Origin of the sequence: Rothia mucilaginosa, assembly GCF_964211445.1 — a bacterium.
Lineage (GTDB): Bacteria > Actinomycetota > Actinomycetes > Actinomycetales > Micrococcaceae > Rothia > Rothia mucilaginosa_E.
On sequence record NZ_CAXOQT010000006.1, the window covers coordinates 72920 to 94745 of the forward strand.

Below are 21826 nucleotides of genomic sequence, written 5' to 3' on the forward strand. Positions count from 1 at the left end.
GAGCGGTGTATATATTCTCTTATCGTGGGCTCTATGTCGCGTATATAGCCCAGAAAGCATCAATACCCCGCATATGCAATAAATCGCATATACAGGGTATTGATGTAAAGAGCGAATAAAAACACTTGCTACAGCTAGCTCATTAGCTTAGAGAGCGTCACGCAGGTTATCCAAGTGGTCGTAACGTGCCAGTTCGTAACGCAGGTGACCCTCGGTCGGGGACTGAACCGGCAAGAACGTCGCCTCACGCAGGCGACGAGCCGTCGGGGAATCAGCCACGTAACCGGCGCCTCCAACAACCTGTAGCTCAAAGTGAGTAGCAATGGTTGCAAAGTGCGAAACACCCAGGCGCAGGCTCAGCAGGTCGCGACGCTCAGCACGCTCCGGCTCAGACGCCAGGCGAATCAGTTCTTCACGCAGGCTCTGGTACTCGGTCAGAATCAGCGGGAACTCAGGGCGGAACACGCCCTGGGAGACGTCCAGGTGCTTAGCAGCCTCCTGCAGGGCGCCAGCGGCAAGACCCAGGCAGAACGACGACTGAACCAGCAGGAACGGTGCGGTCACATCGTGCAGGAATGCCTCAATGTTGTCGCTCAGAATGTCCTCGCTCGGAACGAAAACGTCCTCGAACTTCAGGGTGCCGGACTCGGTGCCGTTCAGTGCCAGCAGGTTGCGGTGGTAGTCAATGCTCAGGCCCTCAACATCCTGGCGGACCGTCACGATGTAGCGGTTCGGGTGGTTCTCCGGGGCGTTCTGCACAGCCACCGGAAGAACAATCACACCGCCCGGGTACAGGTTCGACGCCCACGACACGGAACCGTTCAGCTTCAGGCCGCCCTCAACGAGGGTGCCCTCAACCTTGATCGGTGCCAGGCCCGAAGCCTCTTTGTACGCTGCCGCCATTGCGGTGGTGCCGCTAACGGTCGCATCCGACAGGCCCTCGGGCAGTTCGCGACCCACAGCGTCAAAGAACGCGATGGTGGAGCGGTGAGCCCACAGGGAGAACGCCGTGGAGGCATCCTCGGTGGCAAGGTCGAACGCTACCGAAACCTGGGGGACCAGGGAGCCGCCGTCACGGCCCAGGGTAATCAGGCCGTCCTTAGCGATTTCGCGCAGGTTCTCGAAGGGGGAACGCTCGCCACGGTCAACCGCGCTAGCGTGGGTTCGGGCGAGTGCGAGCACCTGCTCGCGCTGGGGGTAGTCGTAGAGGGGTTCGAGAGTGAACTCGGACATGGGGTTTCTCCTAAGAGGGGAGCATCGCGTCTATGCGTGCAGCTTGAACAGTCGGTCAATGGGGGTGCTGACGGCCTTACGGGCGCGAACAACAGCTTCTTCGTCGGGTGCGTCGTAGAAGCAGAGGCACTTGGCGGTGTCTTCGCGAACGTAGGTGCGCAGGAAGGAAACCTCGGGTACTTCAGCGTACTTGGGGGCGTTTGCCTTCTTGCGGGTCAGGTACTGTTCCATAGTAATCTCTGCGGGGATGTCCCACTCAACCAGGTAGTCTGCGTCCTTCTTGAGCTTCTTGATGTCTTCGAGCTCTGCGCCGACCAGGCGGACTGCGTCGGGGCCTGCGACGGCTGCGCGCTCACCAATGGCTGCGGCGAGGTCGGGGCCGAATGCGGTGTTCTCGGATTCGACGATGACGAAGACGATCTTGTGATCTGCGGAGACCTGGGTTTCGATGAGCTCGGCGCCGTTGGTCAGGGACGAGTTGACGGTCTCGATGAGTGCGGTTGCTTCGTCCTTGGACGGCTGTGCGGGGGTCAGTTCTACCAGGTAAAGTGCCATGATTTTCTCCTCGGCTAAGGGTTGAAGGGTCGTGCCGGAAGGGGTTTTCCGACTCGTTCTGGAATCACCTTAGACCTGTGGTTGAGGGCTGTCTAGTAGATTTCTGTTCGTGGCTTAATGCGTCCCTTTTTGACCCTGTGTGTCGTCATGCGCGTTCATGTGAAGAAATAAATCGTCACAGTCCCGCGCAGTAGTTCCGCGCGTGGGACCCCCCCGTCACGGAGGGGCTTATTCAGACAAATGCCCCCGATTTTCTTATTAAGGCGCTTAATAAGAAAATCCGCGGATTGTCTCATTAAGGAAAACCCTCTGGAGCCTCGGTTGTCGGCGCATACAACATGGCATGCACCAGCGCATACAGCGAGGGCCCCGAACCCTTGGTAATTCAAGGATTCGGGGCCCCTAGCCTATATGCGCTCGCCTCATACGCTCACGCTGCCCAAAAACAGCGAGTCAGCGGTCTAGACAAGCAACTTTGCGGTTACTTCACGCCGCGCATCATCTTCTGAACCGGCTTGTGCACCAGGAACAGCAGAATACCGGTCGCGATGGTGATAATACCCATCCAGGTGAAGTAGGGAACCTCGGTCTCCATGCTGTAGAACGGCGCCAGCCAACCGGAGAGCACGGTACCCATTGCCACGGAGGTGAAGTACAGCGCCATCATGTTCACGCGGTGCGCCTTCGGTGCGAGCTTGGTCGCCAGCGAAATACCCACCGGCGAAATGATCAGCTCGGCGATGGTGCAGACGAACAGGATCAGCACAATCCAGCCGACGTTCACGCTCTGAACGCCCGCCTGAGTGAGGAAGATCCAGAACGCCAGACCGATAATAATCAGCGCTGCGGAGAACTTCAGGGTGGTGACCGGCTGGCGGTCGCCCCACTTGGTCCACAGGGCGGAGAACATCATGCCGAAGATGATGATGAAGACCGGGTTGATGGAGTTGACCAGGTTCGGGGTCAGCTCCATGCCCAGGATGTTCCAATTAAGGCGCTCATCCGAGTACACCGCCATGACGGTGAACTGCTGCTGGTACAGTGCCCAGAACACGGCGTTTGCAATCCACAGGGGAATGAATGCGGTGACGCGGGAACGCTCATCCGCGGTGACGTCCTTGGCGGTCAGCATCTGCGCGAACAGGGCGATTGCACCGATGAAGATGAAGGCCATGACCCAGTTCTTGAGATTGTCTGCGGTCATCAGGCCGGTCGCCAGCAGGATGCCAAGAATCACGACGATACCGACCAGCGCCAGGAAGAAGTTACGCTTCTGGGCGCCGGTGAAGGGGGTGCCCACGTGGTGCACGGATTCGGGCAGGTTATTGCGGGTCAGCGAGTACTGAATCAGGCCAGCAGCCATACCGATGGCGGCAAAACCGAAGCCCATGTGGAAGCCCCAGGTGCTCCAGCCCCAACCGGTCAGGAGCGGGCCGAGGAGTGCACCGGTGTTCACACCGATGTAGAAGATGGTGAAGCCTGCATCGCGGCGGGAGTCGTGGTCGCCGTAGAGCGAACCGACCAGCACGGATGCGTTACTCTTCAGGCCGCCGGAGCCGATAGCGACCAGCAGCAGACCAATCACCACGCCCGGCACGCCGGGGATGAGGGAGAGGGAGATGTGACCCGCCATGATGCCGATGGCGGAGTAGAAGAGGGTACGCTCGGGGCCGAGGAGGCGGTCACCGAGGATACCGCCGAGGATTGCCATGAGGTACACGACTGCACCGTACGCGCCGATAACGCCGGTGGCGAGGTCCTTGTCGAGGCCCAGGCCGCCCTTGTCTGCGGTGTAGTACAGGTAGTAGATCATGATGCCCTGCATGCCGTAGAAGGAGAAGCGCTCCCACATTTCTACGGTGAACAGGTTCGCGAGCATGCGCGGGTGGCCGAAGAAGGTCTTGGTGTCCTTGGGTTCGGCACCTGTGATGGTGTTGGACATGGTGAAAATTCTTTTCTGTTGTGCCCGGTTTTCTGTGTGACCCGGACAATATGTGTATAAGTGTATACCCTTGCCCATGCATATGTATACACGGTACGCGCCTATATTTCAAAGAATGAATTCTCTTGCAGTGCATGAAAAACCATTTCGATTTTTTCGTATGCATCATTTTGGGAGCCCACAAACCCCCAAATACCGGGCTAGATGCGCCTCGTGCCCTTAACGCGATAGAGTGGAACCACAACTATGCCCACCCGGCACCTTGCCGTGCCGACCGGCTCATTTTTAATCATTTCAAAGGAGAACCCCATGACCGCTGTACCCCAGGTTGACCCCCGCGACGTTCCCGCCGGCGCAACCATCATCGACGTGCGTGAAGACTACGAGTGGGAGGGCGGCCACGCGACTGGCGCTAAGCACATCACCCTCGGCACTATCGCCGAGCGTCTGGCTGAGCTGCCCGCACCGGGCGAGGATTTCTACGTCATCTGCCACGGTGGCGGCCGTTCGAACCGTGCGGCAACCTTCCTGCGCGAGCACGGCTACGCCGCACACAACATTGCGGGCGGCACCAGCGCGTGGTTTGCTGCCGGTCTGCCGATGACCAGCGAGAACGGTGAAGCACCCGCGGTCGTTCACTAAACCGCTGGTTCGCCTGCACGCCATACAATGGAGTCCGTGACTGAAACTTCCGCGGACCGTATTTTGTCTACCCCGAACGCTCCCGCTTCTGCCTCCCCTCATGCCCTGCCGAGTAGTCTGCAGAGCATCCCGTGGGATGCGCAGACGCGGGAGCTCATCGTGCGCCCGCTGCCTTTTGCGGTGAACTGCGAGGAGGCGTACCCGCTGCTGGCCGCCGGCGCCGAGTATTCCTTCTGGCTGGATTCGGCGCGCGAAGAGTCGCCCATGTCGGTTGCCTCGTATGTGGGCGTGGTTCCGGCGCAGCTGTCGCCCCTGCGCGTGGATTCGGCACGCGCGGCGGCTGAATCCGGCGGGGAAGACCCCTTCGCCCAGCTGGAGGCGGCACTTGCCTCCGCACCGCGCCCGGATGCCGCGGCGGCAACCGGTCTGCCTGCGGGTTTGCGTGGCGGTTACGTGGGTTATTTCGGCTACGAGGCGCGTGCCGCCATGGGTCTGGAGCATGGCCACCCGGTGCCGGGCTACCTGCCGGCGCATGAGGCGCCGACTCCGGATTCTCTGTGGCTTCCGGCGGTCCGCTACCTGGTACACGAGCATGCCCGCCCGGGGGTTGCGGCGCGGAGCTGGCTGGTGGGGGACGAGCCGTGGTGTGAGGCGGCGGAGCGGCTGCTGAGCACTGCGGGAGAGCACGCCTCGGAAACCGCTTCTGACAGCACCCCCGTAAATACCCCTGAGCTTACCGAGCCTCTGCTCTTCCCGGCACCCGCCGCGGAAGCCTATATGGATTCTGTTCGCGCTAGTCAGCACGAAATCTACGAGGGCAACAGCTACGAGGTGTGCCTGACCGCGCAGACGGTTGCGCGCATCCAGAACCCGAGCCCGGAGCTTTTCTTTGAGCTGTACCGCCGCCAGCGCGCCCACAATTCGGCGCCGTATGCGGCGTATCTGCGGTGCGGTGATTTTTCGGTGCTGTCTTCCTCGCCGGAGCGTTTTTTGAGCGTGGATGAGCAGCGTAACGCCCAGACGAAGCCGATTAAGGGCACGATTGCTCGCGGCGCCACCCCGGAGGAAGACGAGGCCGCCGCCGCCTGGTTGCGTACCGATGAGAAGACCCGCGCCGAGAACCTCATGATTGTGGACCTGCTGCGTAACGACCTGTCGCTGGTTTCCGAGCCGCACACGGTGCGCGTGCCGGTGCTCATGGGTGTGGAGAGCTACTCGACCGTGCACCAGCTGGTGTCTACGGTCAGCTCTCGCCTGCGTGAGGGAATTTCCGCGGTGGCCGCCGCGCGGGCGTGCTTCCCGGGCGGCTCCATGACAGGTGCGCCGAAGCCCTCGACCATGCAGATTATTGAGCGCCTGGAGAATCGCGCTCGCGGTGTGTATTCGGGTGCCCTGGGCTTTGTGTCGGCGGATGGTTCGGCGAACCTGTCGATTGTGATTCGCACGCTCGTGGCGCACGATGACGGCACGATGACTCTTGCCGCCGGTGGTGCGGTGGTTGCCGATTCGGATCCTGCCGCCGAGTACGAGGAGATGCTGACGAAGCTGCACGCCGCCTTGCCGCCGTCGGTGGGCCGCGTGGTGGAATAGCCTAGCGCCGGGATAACGCGGTAGTGGGATAGCGCAGGATAGCCTGCGCCGCCTGCACGTGAGCCGCTACACTGGAACTATGACTAAGCTTTCTGAAAACCTCCCCATTGAAGAAGCCCGTGAACGCCTGCGCCAGCTGATTATGGAGCTGGCTGTGGTGCGCGGGCACGTGGTCCTCGCCTCCGGCAAGGAAGCCGACTACTACGTTGACCTGCGCCGCATCACCCTGCACCACGAGGCTTCTCGCCTGGTTGGTCAGGTCATGCTGGACCTGCTGGATAAGAACGGCATCGAGTTTGAGGCTGCTGGCGGTCTGACCATGGGTGCTGACCCGGTGGGTACCGCGATTATGCGTGCTGCTGGTGATCAGGACCGTGCGATTGACGCGTTTGTGGTGCGTAAGGCTCAGAAGTCTTACGGCATGGGCCGTCAGGTGGAGGGCCCGAGCGTTGAGGGCCGTCGCGTGGTTGCTGTGGAGGACACCTCCACTACCGGTGGTTCGGCGCTGACCGCTGTTGAGGCGCTGCGTAAGGCTGGCGCTGAGGTTGTGGCGGTTGCTGTGATTGTTGACCGTGCGACCGGCGCGAAGGAGCACGTGGAAGAGGTTGCGGGCGTTCCGTGCCTGTACGCGTACTCGAAGGATGAGCTGGGCCTGGACTAGTCTCTACTGGACTGGATTCTTAGGACCTCGTGAATTTTTAAGGCATTCCCGTTGTGGCGGGTGAACCCGTGCCGCTGGCTGCTGTGTGTGGCTGGTGGTGCGGGTTTTTGTCTGTAAGATGGCTCTGTGGGCGCCGGAGTGGCGCTGGTTGTTGGCGTGAAGGTGGTTGTGATGGTTGAGAATCGTGATGCGGCTGAGGCTGCGGAGGCGGCTGCAGCTGAGGCTGTTGAGGGTACTGAGCAGGGTACCGCCCGTTTTGAGGTGGGTGTGGGCCCGTGGGAGGGCCCGTGGCCTGAGGGCGACCATTGGGATGAGGAGCTGCTGCGTGAGGGCGACCGCCGTAACGTGGTGGATAAGTACCGTTACTGGTCGATGGACGCGATTATTGCTGACCTGGATACGCGCCGCCATGATTTTCATGTGGCGATTGAGAATTGGCAGCATGACCTGAATATTGGCACGGTGGTGCGTACGGCGAATGCGATGTTGGCGAAGGAGGTCCATATTATTGGGCGTCGCCGTTGGAATCGTCGTGGTGCGATGGTGACGGATCGTTATCAGCATGTGCGTCATCATCCGACGATTGAGGATTTTGTGGCGTGGGCGCAGGGCGAGGGTCTGGAGATTATTGGTATTGATATTTTCCCGGATTCTGTACCCCTGGAGACGTATGATCTGCCGAAGAAGTGCGTGCTGGTTTTCGGTCAGGAGGGCCCGGGCCTGTCGGAGGAGTTGCATGCGGCGGCTAGGGATACGTTGTCGATTGAGCAGTTTGGGTCGACGCGTTCGATGAATGCGGCGACGGCTGCGGGTATTGCGATGCATGCGTGGGTTCGCCGCCATGTGTTTGGCCAGATTCCGTCGTAGTTTGGCGGCTGTTTATGAGGTGTTTAAAGGTTCCGATGCGTTGTGTGCGCGTCGGAACCTTTTTTGTTGGGGGCAGTAACTCAAGTCGCTAGATAAGCAGGACGGGCGAACCAGCCACAGAATGCCCACAAGTTGCCCATAGAAAATCCGTGCACACGAAAATTTCATAAGAAGGAGCCGGGGAGTGTCACCACTCCCCGGCCCTCACTTTATTCACTCTCAACCTCGCAGCCCATGCCAGCGCACCTACAGGCCCGCCAGCTCAAGGCCACTCAGCGTCAGGTTACTTAGTCCTTTAGCCCACCGGAACGTTAACGTTCACCAGCGAGTACAGATCCTTCGGATCATCCGGGCTAGCAACCAGGTCAATGAACTGCAGCAGGTCGGTGTCCTGCGTAGCCGCACGGGCATAACGCAGACCCGAGAAGTCAGCAATCGCGAAGCCCACCGAATCAAACAGGGTAATCTGCTCATCCGACACGCGGCCCGGCTCCTCACCGGTTAGCACCTTCCAGAACTCCACCACCGGGAAGTCCGGGTCCTTCTGCTGAATCTCGCCCTCAATGCGGGTCTGCGGCGGGAACTCAACAAACACGGTGGAACGGTCCAGAATTTCGCTTTCCAGCTCAGTCTTGCCGGGGCAGTCGCCACCAATAGCGTTCAGGTGAACGCCGGGCTTCACCTGGCTGTCCAGCAGAACCTTCGCCTGCTGCTTATCGGCGGTGCAGGTGGTAATAATGTCGGCACCCTCAACAGCCTCGTCCACGTCCTTAGCCAGGTGGATGCGGAAGCCCAGCGGCTCCAGGTTACGGCGGAACTTCTCCATCGCGTGCGGGTCAACGTCGTAGACGGACAGGTCCTCAATGCCGAGCACCGCGCGCATACCCAGCGCCTGGAACTCAGACTGCGAGCCGGTACCAATCATCGCCATCTTCTTCGAGTCCTTGCGTGCCAGGTGCTTAGCAACCATGGCGGACACGCCGGCGGTACGCAGCGCGGTCAGCAGGGTCATCTCAGCCAGGAACACGGGGTAGCCGTTGTCCACGTCAGCGAGCAGACCGAACGCGGTCACGGTCTGGAAGCCGCGTGCCGGGTTGGAGGGGTGGCCGTTCACGTACTTGAAGGAGTAGGTGATGTTGTCGGAGGTAGGCATCAGCTCAATCACACCGAAGGGGGTGTGGGAGGCGACGCGCGGGATCTTGTCGAAGCTCTGCCACTTCTTGAAGTCTTCTTCGAGGAAGTCGACCATGCCGGCAATGATGTTGCCTACGCCGTCCTTCTGAATCCACTTCGCCATCGAGGCGACGTCAACAAATTCCACCGCGTGTGCGCTAGGACGTTCAGTCATGATTTTCTCCTTTGAATATCTGCACAAAACTTCTTTGTGCATCTGGTGGTCACTGCGGATATCTATTATCTCAAAATATATTGCAGGACACACCGTATTAGAAATGCTATAGATATGTACTTTGCTTTATGTATTACACGGATGTAATACGGAAGCGAACACGAAAAGACGTGCAGGGAGGGGGTTCTAGAGTCTAGAGCTCCTGGAACCTACGGGCTAGGGTTTAGGACTAGGGTCTAGAACCCCCTCATCGCCTTCACCGGGATTCCGCCGGGGTATCACCGGGATCGGAAGCTGCCGGTCGGGTTAGTGTCCCTTCGGCTTGTCCTCATCCTCAAGATCCAGCTCACCCAGGTCAATGTGGGTACGAGGCTCCGAAACGAGCTTCTTCACCACCGGGCGGGCAGCAATCACAGGCACGGAACCGGTGTAGCCTTCACGGACGCGAGCAATCTCGTTGACGCGGTCACGAACCGTGTACCAGCCGATAATCAGCAGCGGGATAACCACCAGCAGCGATGCCAGGGTGTAGGTACCCACCGGGTAATCCAGAGCCATCAGCACCAGCACAACAGCGAGGAACACCATCACAGCCCAGTCGCTGAAGCGACCGCCGGGTGCGCGGTAGTTGGGGCGCTTGTACTTGCCCTCACCGACCATCTTCAGGTACTTCTGGTGCGACATTGCGATAGCCGCCCAGCTAGCCATGGTGCCCACCGACGCGATGTTCAGCACGACCTCGAACGCCTGCTCGGGAACGAAGAAGTTCAGCACAACACCGAAGAGGCCAACCACACCGGTCAGCAGAATACCTGCCACCGGAACGCCGGAGCGGGATACCTTAGTGGTGAACTTCGGCGCCGAACCCGCAACACCCATCGAGTGGAGAATACGGCCGGTGGAGTACAGACCAGCGTTCAGCGAGGAAGCAGCCGCGGTAATAACGACCAGCTGCATAATCGGTGCGGTACCGTCAATGCCGATCGAGTCGAAGAAGGTCACGAACGGCGACTCTGCATCCTTATATGCGGTGTAGGGCATGAGCAGGCAGAGCAGAACCACGGAACCAACGTAGAAGATCGCGATACGCCAGATCACGGTGTTGATAGCGCGGGGGATAACCTTCTCAACGTTCTTGGTTTCACCACTGGTGGTGCCGACCAGCTCAATACCAGCGTAGGCGAACACAACGCCCTGAACCACGATAAGAGCGGGAAGAATACCGTTGGGGAAGAAGCCGTCATTGGCTGCGATGAGTTCAAGGCCGGGGCGGACGCCGTTGATGGGTTCACCGAAGACCAGGTACCAGATACCTACCGCCATGAAGGACAGCAGGGCAAGAATCTTAATGAGTGCGAACCAGAATTCCAGCTCACCGAAGAGCTTCACGGAGATGAGGTTCAGGGCCACAGTGATGACAACGACGATGAATGCGCTGAGCCACTGGGGAATATCTGCGAAGAACTGGTTGTATCGACCGAACCAGCTGATGTAGATAGCGATTGCGGTGGCGTCTGCAACGGCGGTCATTGCCCAGTTCAGCCAGTACAGCCATCCGGATACGAATGCGGCCTTTTCGCCGTAGAATTCGCGGGTGTAGGAGACGAAGGAGCCCGAGGAGGGGCGGTGAAGGATCAGCTCGCCGAGGGCTCGCAGGATCAGGTAGCCGAAGAAGCCGATGACGGCGTAGATGACGGCGAGCATGGGGCCTGCGTCCTGCAGGCGGCTACCGGTGCCCAGGAACAGGCCGGTACCAATCGCGGAACCGATGGCGATCATCTGGAGCTGACGTGCGCCAAGCCCCTTGTGAAAGCCTTCCTGTTCGTGTGCGAACGGGTCGTCCGTCGGGGGCTTGGTGTGCTGATCCGCTGCAGAGGTCTGCGGATTCTTGTTTGGTGAGGTGCTCATGCTATACCTCCTTGGATAGTTACGTCTGAAGCACGTGTTACATGAAATGTGGTTGGGAACACGTCTGTGAGTTGTAACGACTATAGCATGGCAGTTTGGTTAAATATAACTCGCGTCACGTAATAATTTATATACATTAAATGCATATCTTGCGGGCATATTTGGTTCATGTTGTATTGTGTGGTTTTAATTGTTTTGTGAAATAGATTAAATGCGCTTTATATACAAAAAATAAATTCCCGCACCACCACACAGCACAAGAGCACCCACAACGGGGTGCTCCAGCAACCTATTCAGAACGGGACTCTAGCCCTCCATTAGGCGGTCAATCTTCGCCCGCAACGCGCGCTCACGACGATTCAACCACCACCAACTCGGCCAACGCATCAACGACTTACGGCCCACCTGTACGACCGAGGGGAGCTTCGCCTCCGCAAGCGCCACATCAATCTCATGGTCACTCGCACCCTCATCACGCATTTTCTCCATCAACTCAAGGGATTTCGCCATATCGCCATGCCCCAAAACATGACGACTCTTACGCTCCAGAACCTCATCCAGCTGGGCGCGCACCGGGGCAATCGCCGCTGCATTCGGATGCTCACGCTCAGCACGACGCTGCGCCTGGCGGGCACGCTTCTCACGCTTCGCGTCGAGCTGTTTCGGATTATTTTTAGCGCTCGCCTTGCCCATCGGAGGTTCCTTTCGCTGCGTCCGGGTGATGTGTACGCTGACCTGCACGCACAGAGCACATCAAGTCATTAACACCTCTACTTTACCGCGGTAATTCGCGGAACTTTCGCTGCAGTAAACCCAAAAAAACCCACAAAAAATTAACGATAAATAAGTCGTATCTTGGTAAAATAGTGCGAGTAGGAGGCGTCTCGCGCGCCAACAAAAAATGGTGAACCGGCCCAACATCGGTAACCGGTCGCATCTATCCAAGGAGTCAGCATATGGCTATTGCAACCCCCGAAGTTTACGCAGAAATGCTGCAGACCGCGAAGGAAAAGGGCTTCGCGTACCCCGCAGTGAACGTGACCTCCTCCCAGACCCTGAACGCTGCTATCCGCGGCTTCGCAGAGGCTGGCTCGGACGGCATCATCCAGGCATCCACCGGTGGTGCAGCATACTGGTCCGGCGCTTCCAAGAAGGACATGGTCGTTGGCTCCCTGGCCTTCGCAGCATACGCACGCGAGGTTGCTAAGCAGTACGACGTGAACATTGCACTGCACACCGACCACTGCCCCAAGGACAAGCTGGACGGCTTCGTTCTGCCCCTGCTGGCAGAGTCCGAGAAGGCTGTTGCTCGCGGTGAAGACCCCATCTTCAACTCCCACATGTGGGATGGCTCCGCTATCTCCCTGGACGAGAACCTGAAGATCGCTGCTGAGCTGATCGAGCGTACCTCCAAGGCAAACATCGTGCTTGAGGTTGAGATTGGTGCCGTTGGTGGCGAGGAAGACGGCGTTGAAGGCGCTATCGATGACTCCCTGTACACCACCGTTGCAGACGCAATCAAGACCGTTGAGGCAATCGGCCTGGGCGAGAAGGGCACCTACATGGCTGCTCTGACCTTCGGTAACGTTCACGGCGTGTACAAGCCCGGTAACGTTCACCTGCGCCCCGAGCTGCTCAAGGAAATCCAGACCGAGGTTGGCGCTAAGTACGGCAAGGGCGACAAGCCCTTCTACCTGGTCTTCCACGGTGGCTCCGGCTCCACCGAGCAGGAGATTGCAGACGCAGTGTCCTACGGTGTTATCAAGATGAACATCGACACCGACACCCAGTACGCATTCACCCGCCCCGTTGCTGGCCACATGTTCAGCAACTACGACGGTGTGCTGAAGGTTGACGGCGAGGTCGGCAACAAGAAGACCTACGACCCCCGCGTTTGGGGTGCAGCTGCAGAGGCAGGCATGGCCGCACGCGTGGTCGAGGCTTGCCAGCAGCTCGGTTCCGTCGGTACCTCCCTCAACAAGTAAGGTACTGTTCGCCCGCCGCAGCGCCTATAGTCGCTGCCGGGTGTGAACCTAAGCTTCGTTAAGCGAAAGCGGTGCCCGCTTCCTCAGTACGAGGAGGCGGGCACCGCTCTTTGTATATGTAGCTAGAACCGGGTGAGCCGGGCGCTCATTGCTGGTAGGGGCGGGTTTACTTGCCGCCGCAGCCGCAACCACCGCATCCGCAGCCGCCGGACTTCACAGCCACCGAACCGGAGGTGGGGATACCGTCGCCGGTGTCGCCGCCCATGAGGTTCACGCGGTTGCCAATCTCGGGGCCGCCAACCGGCTGGGGTGCCTTACCCGCCAGGGTTGCCGCGAAACCTGCGGGCTCCGCCAGGGGGCTCAGGTTCGGGATCATCGACGCCGCCGGGGAACCGGAGGGGCCGCACGCAGCCGCTGCCGCGTTCGCCTTCGGCTGCGACACCATGTGCGCGCGGGAGAAGCGCTTAATCTGCTCGACGGTCGGGTACGCGAAGGATACCTTCACCTCACCGTTGACGAGCATGAGCGGCAGAACCTCGCGGCCGTTCATCTCAATCTGCTCGGCAACCGGTGCGCACTCTTCAAATGCGGACGGGTAGGAGTCGGTGGAGTACACCTCAATGTCCACGCCTGAATCCAGCGCCTCCTGCGCGGCACCCAGGAAGATGGAGCGCTCCATATCCTGCGGATCCTCCGGGTTCTCGCCGGGGCCCGGAATAAATACTTCAAGAACGGTTTCAGCCGCTTCAGTCATCAGTTTTCAGCCTTTTCTTTCTTATCGGCACCGGCTCGGGGGAGGGGCGCCAGTCCTTCACTAAGTGTACTCGGGACCTCAAGAGTGCAGAAGTGTGATGTGAAGTTCCAGAATTGCGGAATATTTGCAGAATTCGAGTCGAATGACTCTCAGCTCGTGAGCTGCGGGTTCAGGTGTTGTATTCTGAGTGCATATGCACCGGAGTATGCGAACCCTGCGTATAGGCAGGCGCCGCCCGGTGTGAAACCAAGAAGGCAACGACGCCCGCATCCGACGCGGACGCATCAGCGCTACAAATACACGCTATTCATAGCGCCACACGACCAGAAGGAGCATATATGTTCGGTTTCGGCAAGAAGAAGAAGGAAGCTGCCGCACAGGAAGCATCGTCCGCAGACGTCTACGTCGCACCTGTTACCGGCGAGTACCTGCCGCTGAGCGAAGTCTCCGACCCCGTTTTCTCTCAGGGCGTTATGGGCGACGGCTACGCAGTGAACCCCACCGCAGGCACCATCGTCGCACCCGTTGCAGGCACCATTGCACTGATTCAGGACACCCTGCACGCATTCATGCTCCGCACCGAAAACGGTGGCGAGGTGCTGGTCCACATCGGTATCGACACCGTTGAGCTCGGCGGCGAAGGCTTCACCAAGATCGCTAACGTAGGCGACAAGGTTGAGGCAGGCGCACCCATCATTGAGGTGGACTGGGCAGCTATCGAGGGCCGCATCCCCTCCAAGGAAACCATGGTGATGATCACCAACACCGCAAAGTTCAACATCTCCAAGGACTCCGAGGCACGCCGCCCCGTCGCAGCCGGTGACCGCGTCGCTCAGGCATCCAAGAAGTAAGCTGAACCAGCGAAAATAGCTCAGCTTCAATAAGGGGAATACCCTTTGAAAAACGTTTAACGCAAAAGGTCGCGTCCTGCAGGTTCAACCGAGCCACAGGCGTGGCCTTTTTCGTTACACGAGAAATTTTTTAACACCGTATTAAAAGCCGCCACTAAAAGCGGCGGAAAAGGAGGAACACCCAGCGCAGCTTGCACCGCGGGCAAGAATGAGGCGCAAATAATACCCTATTTTCCTGTGAACGCTATGAAGAACCGATAAAAAATCGTTATTCTACTTAGAGTTGCAGTTTGAGTTGAGAGAATCCGGACCCTCAGCTATAAACCAAAACTTCAATGACCAACCACACACATTACGCTCAACTCATAAACGAAAAAGGACCACTACGGTGACTGCATTCCCGAAAATCTCCAAGAATCTGAGCCGCCGCGGCTTCATCGGTGCCTCCGCACTGGCACCCGCCGCCCTCATGCTCCAGGCAGGCGAAGCCCACGCTGCAGCCAACACCCGCGCACAGCTCGCGGCAGTACACAGCGGTTCCCCCGCACACCAGCTGCTCTACAAGACCGATGAATTCTTCATCGCCCACCGCGGCGCCGGCAACATCAACCCCGAGCACACCGCCTACGCCTACGCAGAGTCCGTACGACGCGGCGCCCTCGCCGTCGAAATTTCCGTGCGCACCACCAGCGACGGCCACTTCGTCTGCATGCACGACACCAACATCAAGCGCACCACCGGTGCGGCCCTGGACGTGCGCGGCCACACCCTCGCCGAACTGCGCCAGCACAAGGTCAACATGCGCAAGAACCTGGGTGAGAAGACCGACCTGTACGACATCCCCACCCTCGAAGAAGCCATCGCAGCGGTTGACGCTGTACCCGCAGGCGGCGAATACGCCTCCGTCGGCGGCAAGAAGGTCGTACTGTTCCTCGAAGCGAAGGACGGCCCCGCACAGGCAGGCCTCGTCAAGTTCATCACCGACCGCGGCCTGCAGCGCCGCACCGTCATCAAGATGTACCGTGACGGCAGCGGTGGCTTCAAACCCACCTCCCGCTACCTGAAGCTTGCCAACTCCGCAGGCTGCGCCACCTGGTGCTACTTCGACGGCGGCGACCCCATCGACAAGATTTCCGCAATGGCACGCCACGAAAACGTGGACGCCATCGGCGTACCCTACTACGAGAAGCCGACCGGCGCTTCCCAGGGCTCCATGAGCGAGGAGAACGTACGCACCCTCACCGCGCAGGGCAAGGCAGTCATCGTCTGGGAAATCCACCGCCGCTCCGCCTACGAAAAGTACAAGGCACTGGGCGTGAAGGGCTTCATGTGCCCCGACCCTTACTGGGTGATCGGTGACCCCTTCGACGCCAGCGTCAAGATTAAGACCGGCAAGCGCCCCCACGGCATGCTGCCCGCCGACCCCTCCGTCGCAGCAGACATGCCCGACCTGACCGGCGCAGCCATCGTGCACAACCAGCGCTACGACGAATCCGTACTGCTCGGCCCCCTGGCGAACTACACCACCCGCGAAAAGTACACCCTCGACTTCTCCATGAAGTGGACCGGTGCACTGCCGCAGCAGGACGGCCACTACGGCTATATTGCGTTCGGCCGCGAACACGACGGCGCCTTCGGCATCGGTAAGAAGTTCTCTGCAAAGCAGGAAGACGGCACCTACGTGCTCGCCATCCGCCCCAACTACCGCGGCGGCTCCGTGGCGCAGATTCTCTGCTTTGAACCGAACCAGACCAGCCCGCGCGTGCTGCACACCATGAAGCTGCGCCAGAAGGTCACCACCGGCCAGGCACTGAACTGCAAGATCGTGGTGAACAAGAACAGCTTCTACTACACCGTCAACGGCCAGTACTCCAGCCCCATCAACCACAGCGCCTACCGCGGCCCGTACGTACACTTCGGCCGCTTCCACGGCACCAACGATGGCGGTCCCCTGGAACTGACCCGGATCGAGGCACGCCAGTCCTGGGTTTGAGAGCGCAGGTGGGCTTAAACCACCGCCGAGCACCACGCCACTCGCGGCTCACCACCGCGGAGAGCGAGGCGCAGGGCTTCGCGGATGCACACCGAGCATCCCTTCCGGGCTAGGCCTCCCATAACCCCCAGCTGCTCGCGTACCGAGCAAGAATCCACCCCGAAGGGGGTCGCATCTGTAATGGATGCGGCCCCCTTTGGCGTGCCTGCGGCCTTTCCAAGGGGGGGGGGAGCGGACGAGGGCGCGCAGTGACGGGGTGACGGGTGGGCGCGCGGGGCAGGCGAGAGGACGGGGACTAGAATTAAAAGCGTCAGAGTCGACCGCACCGGCCGCCCCAACCCGAAAGGCACGCCATGACCACCTCACCCGAAAGCTCCGCTACCGAGAGCGCTACTTCCGAAAAGCCCGCCGCGAAGTCCGCCCAGCTACGCGGCCGCACCGAACCGCACATGCAAAGCATCAACATGCCGCAACGCGAACCCATCGACCCCTACGAACGGCCCTCCTACCCCTTCTTCTACGTGCCCACCGACCTGCTCCTCGGCGGCAGCTGGGTCACCGGCGACAACGGCTCCTTCCCCGTGCACAACCCCTCCTGCGGTCAGATTCTCGCGCACGTCGCTGACGCCAGCGTCGAACAGGGCATCGAAGCGCTCGATGCTGCCTGCGACGCCCGCGCCTCCTGGGCGGCAACCAGCCCCCGCGAACGCGCCGACATCCTCAACCGCGCCTACACGCTCATGACGCAGCGCACCGAAGTCATCGCCCGACTCATGACCCTCGAAATGGGCAAGCCCCTCGACCAGTCCCGCGGTGAGGTCGCCTACGCCGCGAACTACCTGCGCTGGTACGCCGAAGAAGCCGCCCGCAGCTTCGGTCGCACCGCCGTTGCCCCCGAATCCGGGCTGCAGATCACCACCGTGCGCCGCCCCGTCGGCCCCTGTCTGCTCATCACCCCCTGGAACTTCCCGCTCGCCATGGCGGCACGCAAGGTCGCCCCGGCGCTTGCGGCGGGCTGCACCGTGGTGCTCAAGCCCGCCTCCCTGACTCCGCTCAGCTCCCTGTACTTCGCGTACCTGATGCGCGAGGCGGGCCTGCCGGACGGCGTGCTGAACGTGGTGACCACCTCCCGCACCGGCGAGGTTGTCTCCGCGCTGATGGCTGATGAGCGCCTGCGGAAGGTGTCGTTCACCGGCTCCACCGCCGTGGGCCGCACCCTGCTCGCGCAGGCCTCGCAGAACGTTCTGCGCACCTCCATGGAGCTGGGCGGCAACGCCCCGTTCATCGTCTTTGAGGACGCGGACATCCCCGCCGCCGTGGAGGGCGCCTACGCGGCGAAGATGAGGAACATGGGCGAGGCGTGCACCGCCGCCAACCGAATCATCGTGCACGAGGACATTGCCGAAGAGTTCACGCGCGCCTTCGTGGAGCGTATGGAGGCGACCGTCGTAGGTGACGGAACGGTCGAGGGAACCGACTGCGGACCGCTAATTCAACCTTCAGCGGTTGAATCCATGCTTTTTATGGTCGAAGACGCCCTGGGCAAGGGTGCGCTCCTCGCCTGCGGCGGGTACATTCCCGAGCTTGAGGAGAATGTTCCGAGCGACACCGGTGGCATGCCCAAGAACCTCAACAAGGGCAACTTCATTTGCCCCACCGTGCTGACCGGCGTGACCGATTCGATGCGCGTGTGGCGTGAGGAAATCTTCGGCCCCGTCGCCCCGATTACCACCTTCGGCGGCTACGGCGAGGAGGGTGAGCGCACCGCCCTGAAGCTCGCCAACGACACTGAGTACGGCCTGGCGGCGTACATGTACACGAGCAACCACCCGCGCTTTACGCGCATGGCGGCGGGCCTGGAGTTCGGCTTGATCGGCTACAACTCCGGCGTCATCTCGAATGCGGCGGCGCCCTTCGGTGGTGTGAAGCAGTCCGGCATGGGCCGCGAGGGCGGCCCCGAGGGTCTGGAGGAGTACACCGAGCTGCAGTACATCGGCGCGCCGAACCCGTTCGCCGGATAGGCTGAGATACCAGTTACGGCGAATTCTGAATGCAGCGAAGCCCCGGCGGGCACCCGAGAAGGTGCTCGCCGGGGCTTCGTGCTGTCTAAATCATGTGCGGGTGCTAGAGCTGCCGCAAGCCGCTAGAGCTGGCGCAGTGCGAGCAGCTCGCGGCTGAAAGCATCCGAGGGCCCCTTGCCGCACGAGTTGGGGCGCGGCTCAAGGGTGACCCGCTCGAAGAAGGTGACCCAGGTGCGTCCGTCGGTGTGGGAGGTGAGCGCCGCCTCCATGGTGGGGTGCTTGGTGAATTCTTTAGGCGAGAACGCCGCAAAAAATTCAGGGGAGAACTCAGTGCTTGTCTCGACGTTCACATCGATGCCTGCCTCGCGGAGTGCAATAAACGCCTCCCGCCCCGATGTTTCACGTGAAACCAAACCCCCAGAGGTTACTTCTTCGCCCTTTTTCTCCAGTTCGAGGCGCACCGCGACCTCCGCCGCCTGCTCCACCGGGGTATCCGTACTGCGACCACGCAGACCGTGCAGGGACGGAATAGAACGACCCGCCAACGACAGGTACGCCGCCAGCGCCGAAGGTTCCGAGAGGCGACCGTAGGTATAGCCGGTGGGTAGCATAATGCCGACCGGGGCAAAGCGGTGACCGCCCGTGTGCGAGCACTCCCAGACCGCGTTCGGCGGCAGAACATCCGCCAGGTGCGCCGCAATGGGACGACCGCGCAGGGCGCAGCAACGGTCACGCTTTGCATGGGTGCACACGAGGATGGCGGGGGAGTCCATGAGCTCCGCGCCGGTTGCCTGAATCAACTCCTGCGGGTTGTCCAGGGGCAGTTCAAGGAGCTGCTCGGGGGTGCTCACGCTGAACGAGTAGAGCTTCTCCTTGCCAGGAGTGCAGAGCGCGTAGAGCACCCGGTGGGTCGGGGTGCCGGATGCATCCGGTGCGCCGTGCAGCACGCGCCCCTCCCTGCCCGGCTGGCGGATCAGCAGGAACTTCAGGCCAGCCCGCGAGACCGCATCGCCCAGTGCCGCCGAAAGTTCCTCACCCAGTGCGGAGCCATCCAGCACGTCGCGGCCCCACTGTCCCACGTGTTCGAGCGCCAGCCAGGCGGTGGCGCGTCCGGCGGTGCCGCCGAGAGCCTCATCGTCGTAGAGGGAGCAGGAGTCTTCGGGGATCTTGGTGGCGCGGGTGCGCGAGGAGAGCTCATCGGCGTGCGCGGCACGCAGGTTCTTCAACTCGGCGGGGTTGGTGGCGCGCGGCTCGGGGGTGGCGGGGGCGCAGAATTCGGTCATCGTTTTCTCGATTTCGGGTGAACTGTGGGCGGGTTCAAGTGCCGCAAGGGCGTTGGAGTACTGGGCACTGGAGTGCTGGGATGCTTCACCAGCCTACGGCGCTTAAATGTAGAAAAACAACCGAGAGAGGGTGAATTTCAGGGGTTTTAGGCCTGATAGCGGATTTTGGGCGCGTCTCAAGACCTTCCAGAACCTCACGTTCCAGAACCTCACGAATTTACTCGGGCAGTAGGCTCATCGCGACGCGGTGGAGGTGTTCCTTCTCTTCGGGGGTGCCGAAGAAGGAGCGGAGCATGTACCCCTGGAAGACCATCATGAAGGCGTCCGCGGTGTCGCGGGCGTAGTCGGTGATGAGCGCCTCCTGTTCGGGGGTGCGTTGCCCCGGGTCGGGGTTGATTTCGTGCAGAACGCTCAGCTGTTCGACCGCCCAGGGGGTGAGGGTCTGGGTAATGATGCCCTGCAGTAGGGGAATGATGTCCGTGGTTGCCCTGGCGACTTCAGGTGCGTGGAGCGATTCAAGGCGGATGCGCAGCATGGCGGAGAAGTTCTCGTTGACCAGCTGGTTGGTGTAGATGATTTCGAGGATGTCCTGGGGGCCGGCGCCTTCGGGGAGGGCGGCGTAGAGCTCCTTGACGTTGTTGAGGCGCTCGTTGATAGCGCTGATGAGGATGTCTTCTTTGCCGGAGAAGTGCGAGTAGATGGACCCGGAGGACAGCCCGGAGGCTTTGATGATGTCGCTCATGGAGGTGTTGGTGTAGCCGTGTTCGAGGAAGCAGTCGATGGCGGCTTCGATGATTTGGGCTCGGCGGGCGGCTTTGGTGGCGTCTGTTAGTCGGGGCATGGTTCCAGTCTAGGGGGTTTGGGTCTCGGAAGGCGTAAACACAACGCTGATTCTTTTTGTGACGTTGCAAACAAAATAGCTATTTTGTTTGCGTGTGGCCAAAACCAGGAGTAGAGTTCTAATCCATAAACGAAATAAGCATTTTGTTTGGAGATTGTCATGAACAACGAAACCACCACCGCAGTCACCGCAGAATCGGTGACCGCCGCAGAAACCAGCGCCGCACGCACCGAGCGCTCCTCCTGGACCAAGGTCATCAGCACCTCCCTGCTTGCATCCCTGCTTGTCGCGCTCGTCATCCTCGCCTTCACCTGGCCCACCAAGACCATGGAGACAAAGAATCTGCCCGTCTCCATTGCGGGCCCCGAGGTGACCGTCAGCCAGTTTGAACAGTCCCTCAAGGACAAGGGCATTGAGACCTTTGAGCTGAAGCAGGCGTCCTCCCATGAAGAGGCTGAGCAGCAGATCAAGCAGCGCGAAACCTACGGCGCAATCATCTTCACCGAAGGTGCCGCACCCGAGGTGCTGACCGCCCCCGCCGCCAACACCGCAGCAACCCAGATGCTCAACAATGTCGCCACCCAGCTGAACGCGCAGATTCAGCAGAAGGCGCTCGCCGCTAAGACCGAGGCCCTCACCCAGGCGGTGCAGGCAGGCGGTGAGCAGGGTGCACAGGCTGCCGCTCAGCTGGAGCAGATGAAGGCGCAGGCCGAGCAGGCATCCGCCATGGCGGTGAAGACCACTGCTGTAGTGCCCCTGAGCGAAAGTGACAGCTCCGGTAGCGGTATTGCAATCGCCGCGTTCCCCCTGGTCATCGGCGGTATTTTGGGTGGTTCCTTCTCCGCCCTGCGCGTGAACGGCACCTGGCGCCGCTTCGCCACCGCTAGCCTCTACGCCGTCATTGGTGGTGCGCTGACCGCGCTCATCCTGAACGTCTGGTTCGGCATGATTCCCGGTGACTTCGCAACCCTGTGGGCCGCTTTCGGTGCCACCTACCTGGCTACCGCCTCCTTCATCGTGGGTGTGAGCGCCCTGGCATCGCCGATGGCCGGTCTGGGTGTAGGTGCCGTCGTCACCATGTTCATTGGCAACCCGATTTCGGGTGCAAGCATGCCGAGCGTGTTCCTGCCCGGCGCATGGGGCGCTATCGGTCAGATGATGGTTCCGGGTGCCTCCTCGACGCTGCTGCGTTCGATTGCGTACTTCCCGGAGGCTGCAACGAGCGGCCAGTGGCTGGTGCTCGGTTCCTGGATTGCGTTCGGTCTGCTGACCGGCGTGATTGGCTGGGCAGTCAAGGAGCGCCGCACCGCGAAGGTGGAGGCATAAGCGCCGCGGGCTAGGCAGCTAGTACA

18 protein-coding genes are annotated in these 21826 nt (G+C 60.7%); 9 read left to right on the plus strand and 9 right to left on the minus strand.

Features of this window, described 5'->3' with window-relative positions; genetic code table 11:
- Window positions 1–147: 147 nt before the first annotated feature.
- The 3 genes from AB8E48_RS02585 to AB8E48_RS02595 form a co-directional block, all read right to left on the minus strand.
- Window positions 148–1233, minus strand: coding sequence for an acyl-CoA dehydrogenase (locus tag AB8E48_RS02585; RefSeq protein WP_368885658.1), 1086 nt, complete (start codon window positions 1231–1233; stop codon window positions 148–150).
- Between the two features lie 30 nt (window positions 1234–1263).
- Window positions 1264–1788 carry a DUF4242 domain-containing protein gene (locus tag AB8E48_RS02590; protein ID WP_005507939.1) on the minus strand — a complete coding sequence of 175 codons (525 nt, stop codon included), beginning with the start codon at window positions 1786–1788 and terminating at the stop codon, window positions 1264–1266.
- Window positions 1789–2269: 481 nt separating this feature from the next.
- Window positions 2270–3730 (minus strand): peptide MFS transporter, encoded by a 1461-nt coding sequence (locus tag AB8E48_RS02595; RefSeq protein WP_368885659.1) that lies wholly within the window; start codon window positions 3728–3730, stop codon window positions 2270–2272.
- A gap of 309 nt (window positions 3731–4039) precedes the next feature.
- On the opposite strand from AB8E48_RS02595, the gene AB8E48_RS02600 reads away from it, so the two are divergent.
- From AB8E48_RS02600 to AB8E48_RS02615, 4 genes are all read left to right on the plus strand, one after another.
- The gene (locus AB8E48_RS02600; protein ID WP_049350220.1) at window positions 4040–4372 is read left to right on the plus strand and encodes a rhodanese-like domain-containing protein; all 333 of its coding nucleotides are present in this window, start codon (window positions 4040–4042) and stop codon (window positions 4370–4372) included.
- A 27-nt stretch (window positions 4373–4399) separates the two neighbouring features.
- Window positions 4400–5962, plus strand: coding sequence for an anthranilate synthase component I family protein (locus AB8E48_RS02605; RefSeq protein ID WP_368885660.1), 1563 nt, complete (start codon window positions 4400–4402; stop codon window positions 5960–5962).
- Between the two features lie 79 nt (window positions 5963–6041).
- Window positions 6042–6623: an orotate phosphoribosyltransferase gene (pyrE, locus tag AB8E48_RS02610; RefSeq protein ID WP_005504234.1), complete on the plus strand. Its 582-nt coding sequence runs from the start codon at window positions 6042–6044 to the stop codon at window positions 6621–6623.
- Window positions 6624–6794: 171 nt separating this feature from the next.
- Complete coding sequence (locus tag AB8E48_RS02615) at window positions 6795–7490, plus strand: TrmH family RNA methyltransferase (protein ID WP_439958496.1); 696 nt, start codon at window positions 6795–6797, stop codon at window positions 7488–7490.
- Window positions 7491–7785: 295 nt separating this feature from the next.
- Here AB8E48_RS02615 and AB8E48_RS02620 read toward each other — a convergent pair whose 3' ends face one another.
- The 3 genes from AB8E48_RS02620 to AB8E48_RS02630 all read right to left on the minus strand — a co-directional run bounded on the left by AB8E48_RS02620 (window position 7786) and on the right by AB8E48_RS02630 (window position 11439).
- Complete coding sequence (locus AB8E48_RS02620; protein ID WP_368885662.1) at window positions 7786–8838, minus strand: ornithine cyclodeaminase; 1053 nt, start codon at window positions 8836–8838, stop codon at window positions 7786–7788.
- 306 nt (window positions 8839–9144) lie between these two features.
- Complete coding sequence (locus tag AB8E48_RS02625; protein WP_368885663.1) at window positions 9145–10746, minus strand: amino acid permease; 1602 nt, start codon at window positions 10744–10746, stop codon at window positions 9145–9147.
- A 306-nt stretch (window positions 10747–11052) separates the two neighbouring features.
- Complete coding sequence (locus tag AB8E48_RS02630) at window positions 11053–11439, minus strand: cobalamin ABC transporter ATPase (protein ID WP_368885664.1); 387 nt, start codon at window positions 11437–11439, stop codon at window positions 11053–11055.
- Between the two features lie 263 nt (window positions 11440–11702).
- On the opposite strand from AB8E48_RS02630, the gene fbaA reads away from it, so the two are divergent.
- Window positions 11703–12731: a class II fructose-bisphosphate aldolase gene (gene fbaA, locus AB8E48_RS02635; protein ID WP_368885665.1), complete on the plus strand. Its 1029-nt coding sequence runs from the start codon at window positions 11703–11705 to the stop codon at window positions 12729–12731.
- A gap of 166 nt (window positions 12732–12897) precedes the next feature.
- On the opposite strand, the gene AB8E48_RS02640 is transcribed toward fbaA, so the two are convergent.
- Entirely contained in the window at window positions 12898–13485 is a 588-nt protein-coding gene (locus tag AB8E48_RS02640) for an arsenic metallochaperone ArsD family protein (RefSeq protein ID WP_368885666.1), read from the minus strand.
- A 338-nt stretch (window positions 13486–13823) separates the two neighbouring features.
- Here AB8E48_RS02640 and AB8E48_RS02645 point away from each other — a divergent pair, with 338 nt between their 5' ends.
- From AB8E48_RS02645 to AB8E48_RS02655, 3 genes are all read left to right on the plus strand, one after another.
- Window positions 13824–14336 (plus strand): PTS sugar transporter subunit IIA, encoded by a 513-nt coding sequence (locus AB8E48_RS02645; RefSeq protein ID WP_049357482.1) that lies wholly within the window; start codon window positions 13824–13826, stop codon window positions 14334–14336.
- 388 nt (window positions 14337–14724) lie between these two features.
- Window positions 14725–16329, plus strand: coding sequence for a glycerophosphodiester phosphodiesterase (locus AB8E48_RS02650; protein WP_368885667.1), 1605 nt, complete (start codon window positions 14725–14727; stop codon window positions 16327–16329).
- Between the two features lie 353 nt (window positions 16330–16682).
- The gene (locus AB8E48_RS02655) at window positions 16683–18350 is read left to right on the plus strand and encodes an NAD-dependent succinate-semialdehyde dehydrogenase (protein ID WP_368885668.1); all 1668 of its coding nucleotides are present in this window, start codon (window positions 16683–16685) and stop codon (window positions 18348–18350) included.
- Between the two features lie 122 nt (window positions 18351–18472).
- Here the strand turns inward: AB8E48_RS02655 and AB8E48_RS02660 are convergent, their stop codons facing one another.
- Window positions 18473–19633, minus strand: a complete 1161-nt coding sequence (locus tag AB8E48_RS02660) for a sucrase ferredoxin (RefSeq protein WP_368885669.1) — start codon at window positions 19631–19633, stop codon at window positions 18473–18475.
- Window positions 19634–19850: 217 nt separating this feature from the next.
- Window positions 19851–20474, minus strand: coding sequence for a TetR/AcrR family transcriptional regulator (locus tag AB8E48_RS02665; RefSeq protein WP_368885670.1), 624 nt, complete (start codon window positions 20472–20474; stop codon window positions 19851–19853).
- Between the two features lie 159 nt (window positions 20475–20633).
- Between AB8E48_RS02665 and AB8E48_RS02670 the strand changes: the two genes are divergently transcribed.
- Window positions 20634–21800, plus strand: coding sequence for an ABC transporter permease (locus AB8E48_RS02670; RefSeq protein ID WP_368885671.1), 1167 nt, complete (start codon window positions 20634–20636; stop codon window positions 21798–21800).
- Window positions 21801–21826: the final 26 nt, after the last annotated feature.

Bases quoted from the DNA above. Each gene is read 5' to 3' on its own strand.
- AB8E48_RS02615 (WP_439958496.1), top strand. From the start codon at position 6,795: ATGGTTGAGAATCGTGATGCGGCTGAGGCTGCGGAGGCGGCTGCAGCT.
- AB8E48_RS02660 (WP_368885669.1), bottom strand. From the start codon at position 19,633: ATGACCGAATTCTGCGCCCCCGCCACCCCCGAGCCGCGCGCCACCAAC.
- AB8E48_RS02640 (WP_368885666.1), bottom strand. From the start codon at position 13,485: ATGACTGAAGCGGCTGAAACCGTTCTTGAAGTATTTATTCCGGGCCCC.
- AB8E48_RS02665 (WP_368885670.1), bottom strand. From the start codon at position 20,474: ATGCCCCGACTAACAGACGCCACCAAAGCCGCCCGCCGAGCCCAAATC.
- AB8E48_RS02620 (WP_368885662.1), bottom strand. From the start codon at position 8,838: ATGACTGAACGTCCTAGCGCACACGCGGTGGAATTTGTTGACGTCGCC.
- AB8E48_RS02645 (WP_049357482.1), top strand. From the start codon at position 13,824: ATGTTCGGTTTCGGCAAGAAGAAGAAGGAAGCTGCCGCACAGGAAGCA.
- fbaA (WP_368885665.1), top strand. From the start codon at position 11,703: ATGGCTATTGCAACCCCCGAAGTTTACGCAGAAATGCTGCAGACCGCG.
- AB8E48_RS02655 (WP_368885668.1), top strand. From the start codon at position 16,683: ATGACCACCTCACCCGAAAGCTCCGCTACCGAGAGCGCTACTTCCGAA.
- AB8E48_RS02585 (WP_368885658.1), bottom strand. From the start codon at position 1,233: ATGTCCGAGTTCACTCTCGAACCCCTCTACGACTACCCCCAGCGCGAG.
- pyrE (WP_005504234.1), top strand. From the start codon at position 6,042: ATGACTAAGCTTTCTGAAAACCTCCCCATTGAAGAAGCCCGTGAACGC.
- AB8E48_RS02595 (WP_368885659.1), bottom strand. From the start codon at position 3,730: ATGTCCAACACCATCACAGGTGCCGAACCCAAGGACACCAAGACCTTC.
- AB8E48_RS02670 (WP_368885671.1), top strand. From the start codon at position 20,634: ATGAACAACGAAACCACCACCGCAGTCACCGCAGAATCGGTGACCGCC.
- AB8E48_RS02605 (WP_368885660.1), top strand. From the start codon at position 4,400: ATGGAGTCCGTGACTGAAACTTCCGCGGACCGTATTTTGTCTACCCCG.
- AB8E48_RS02625 (WP_368885663.1), bottom strand. From the start codon at position 10,746: ATGAGCACCTCACCAAACAAGAATCCGCAGACCTCTGCAGCGGATCAG.
- AB8E48_RS02600 (WP_049350220.1), top strand. From the start codon at position 4,040: ATGACCGCTGTACCCCAGGTTGACCCCCGCGACGTTCCCGCCGGCGCA.
- AB8E48_RS02590 (WP_005507939.1), bottom strand. From the start codon at position 1,788: ATGGCACTTTACCTGGTAGAACTGACCCCCGCACAGCCGTCCAAGGAC.
- AB8E48_RS02630 (WP_368885664.1), bottom strand. From the start codon at position 11,439: ATGGGCAAGGCGAGCGCTAAAAATAATCCGAAACAGCTCGACGCGAAG.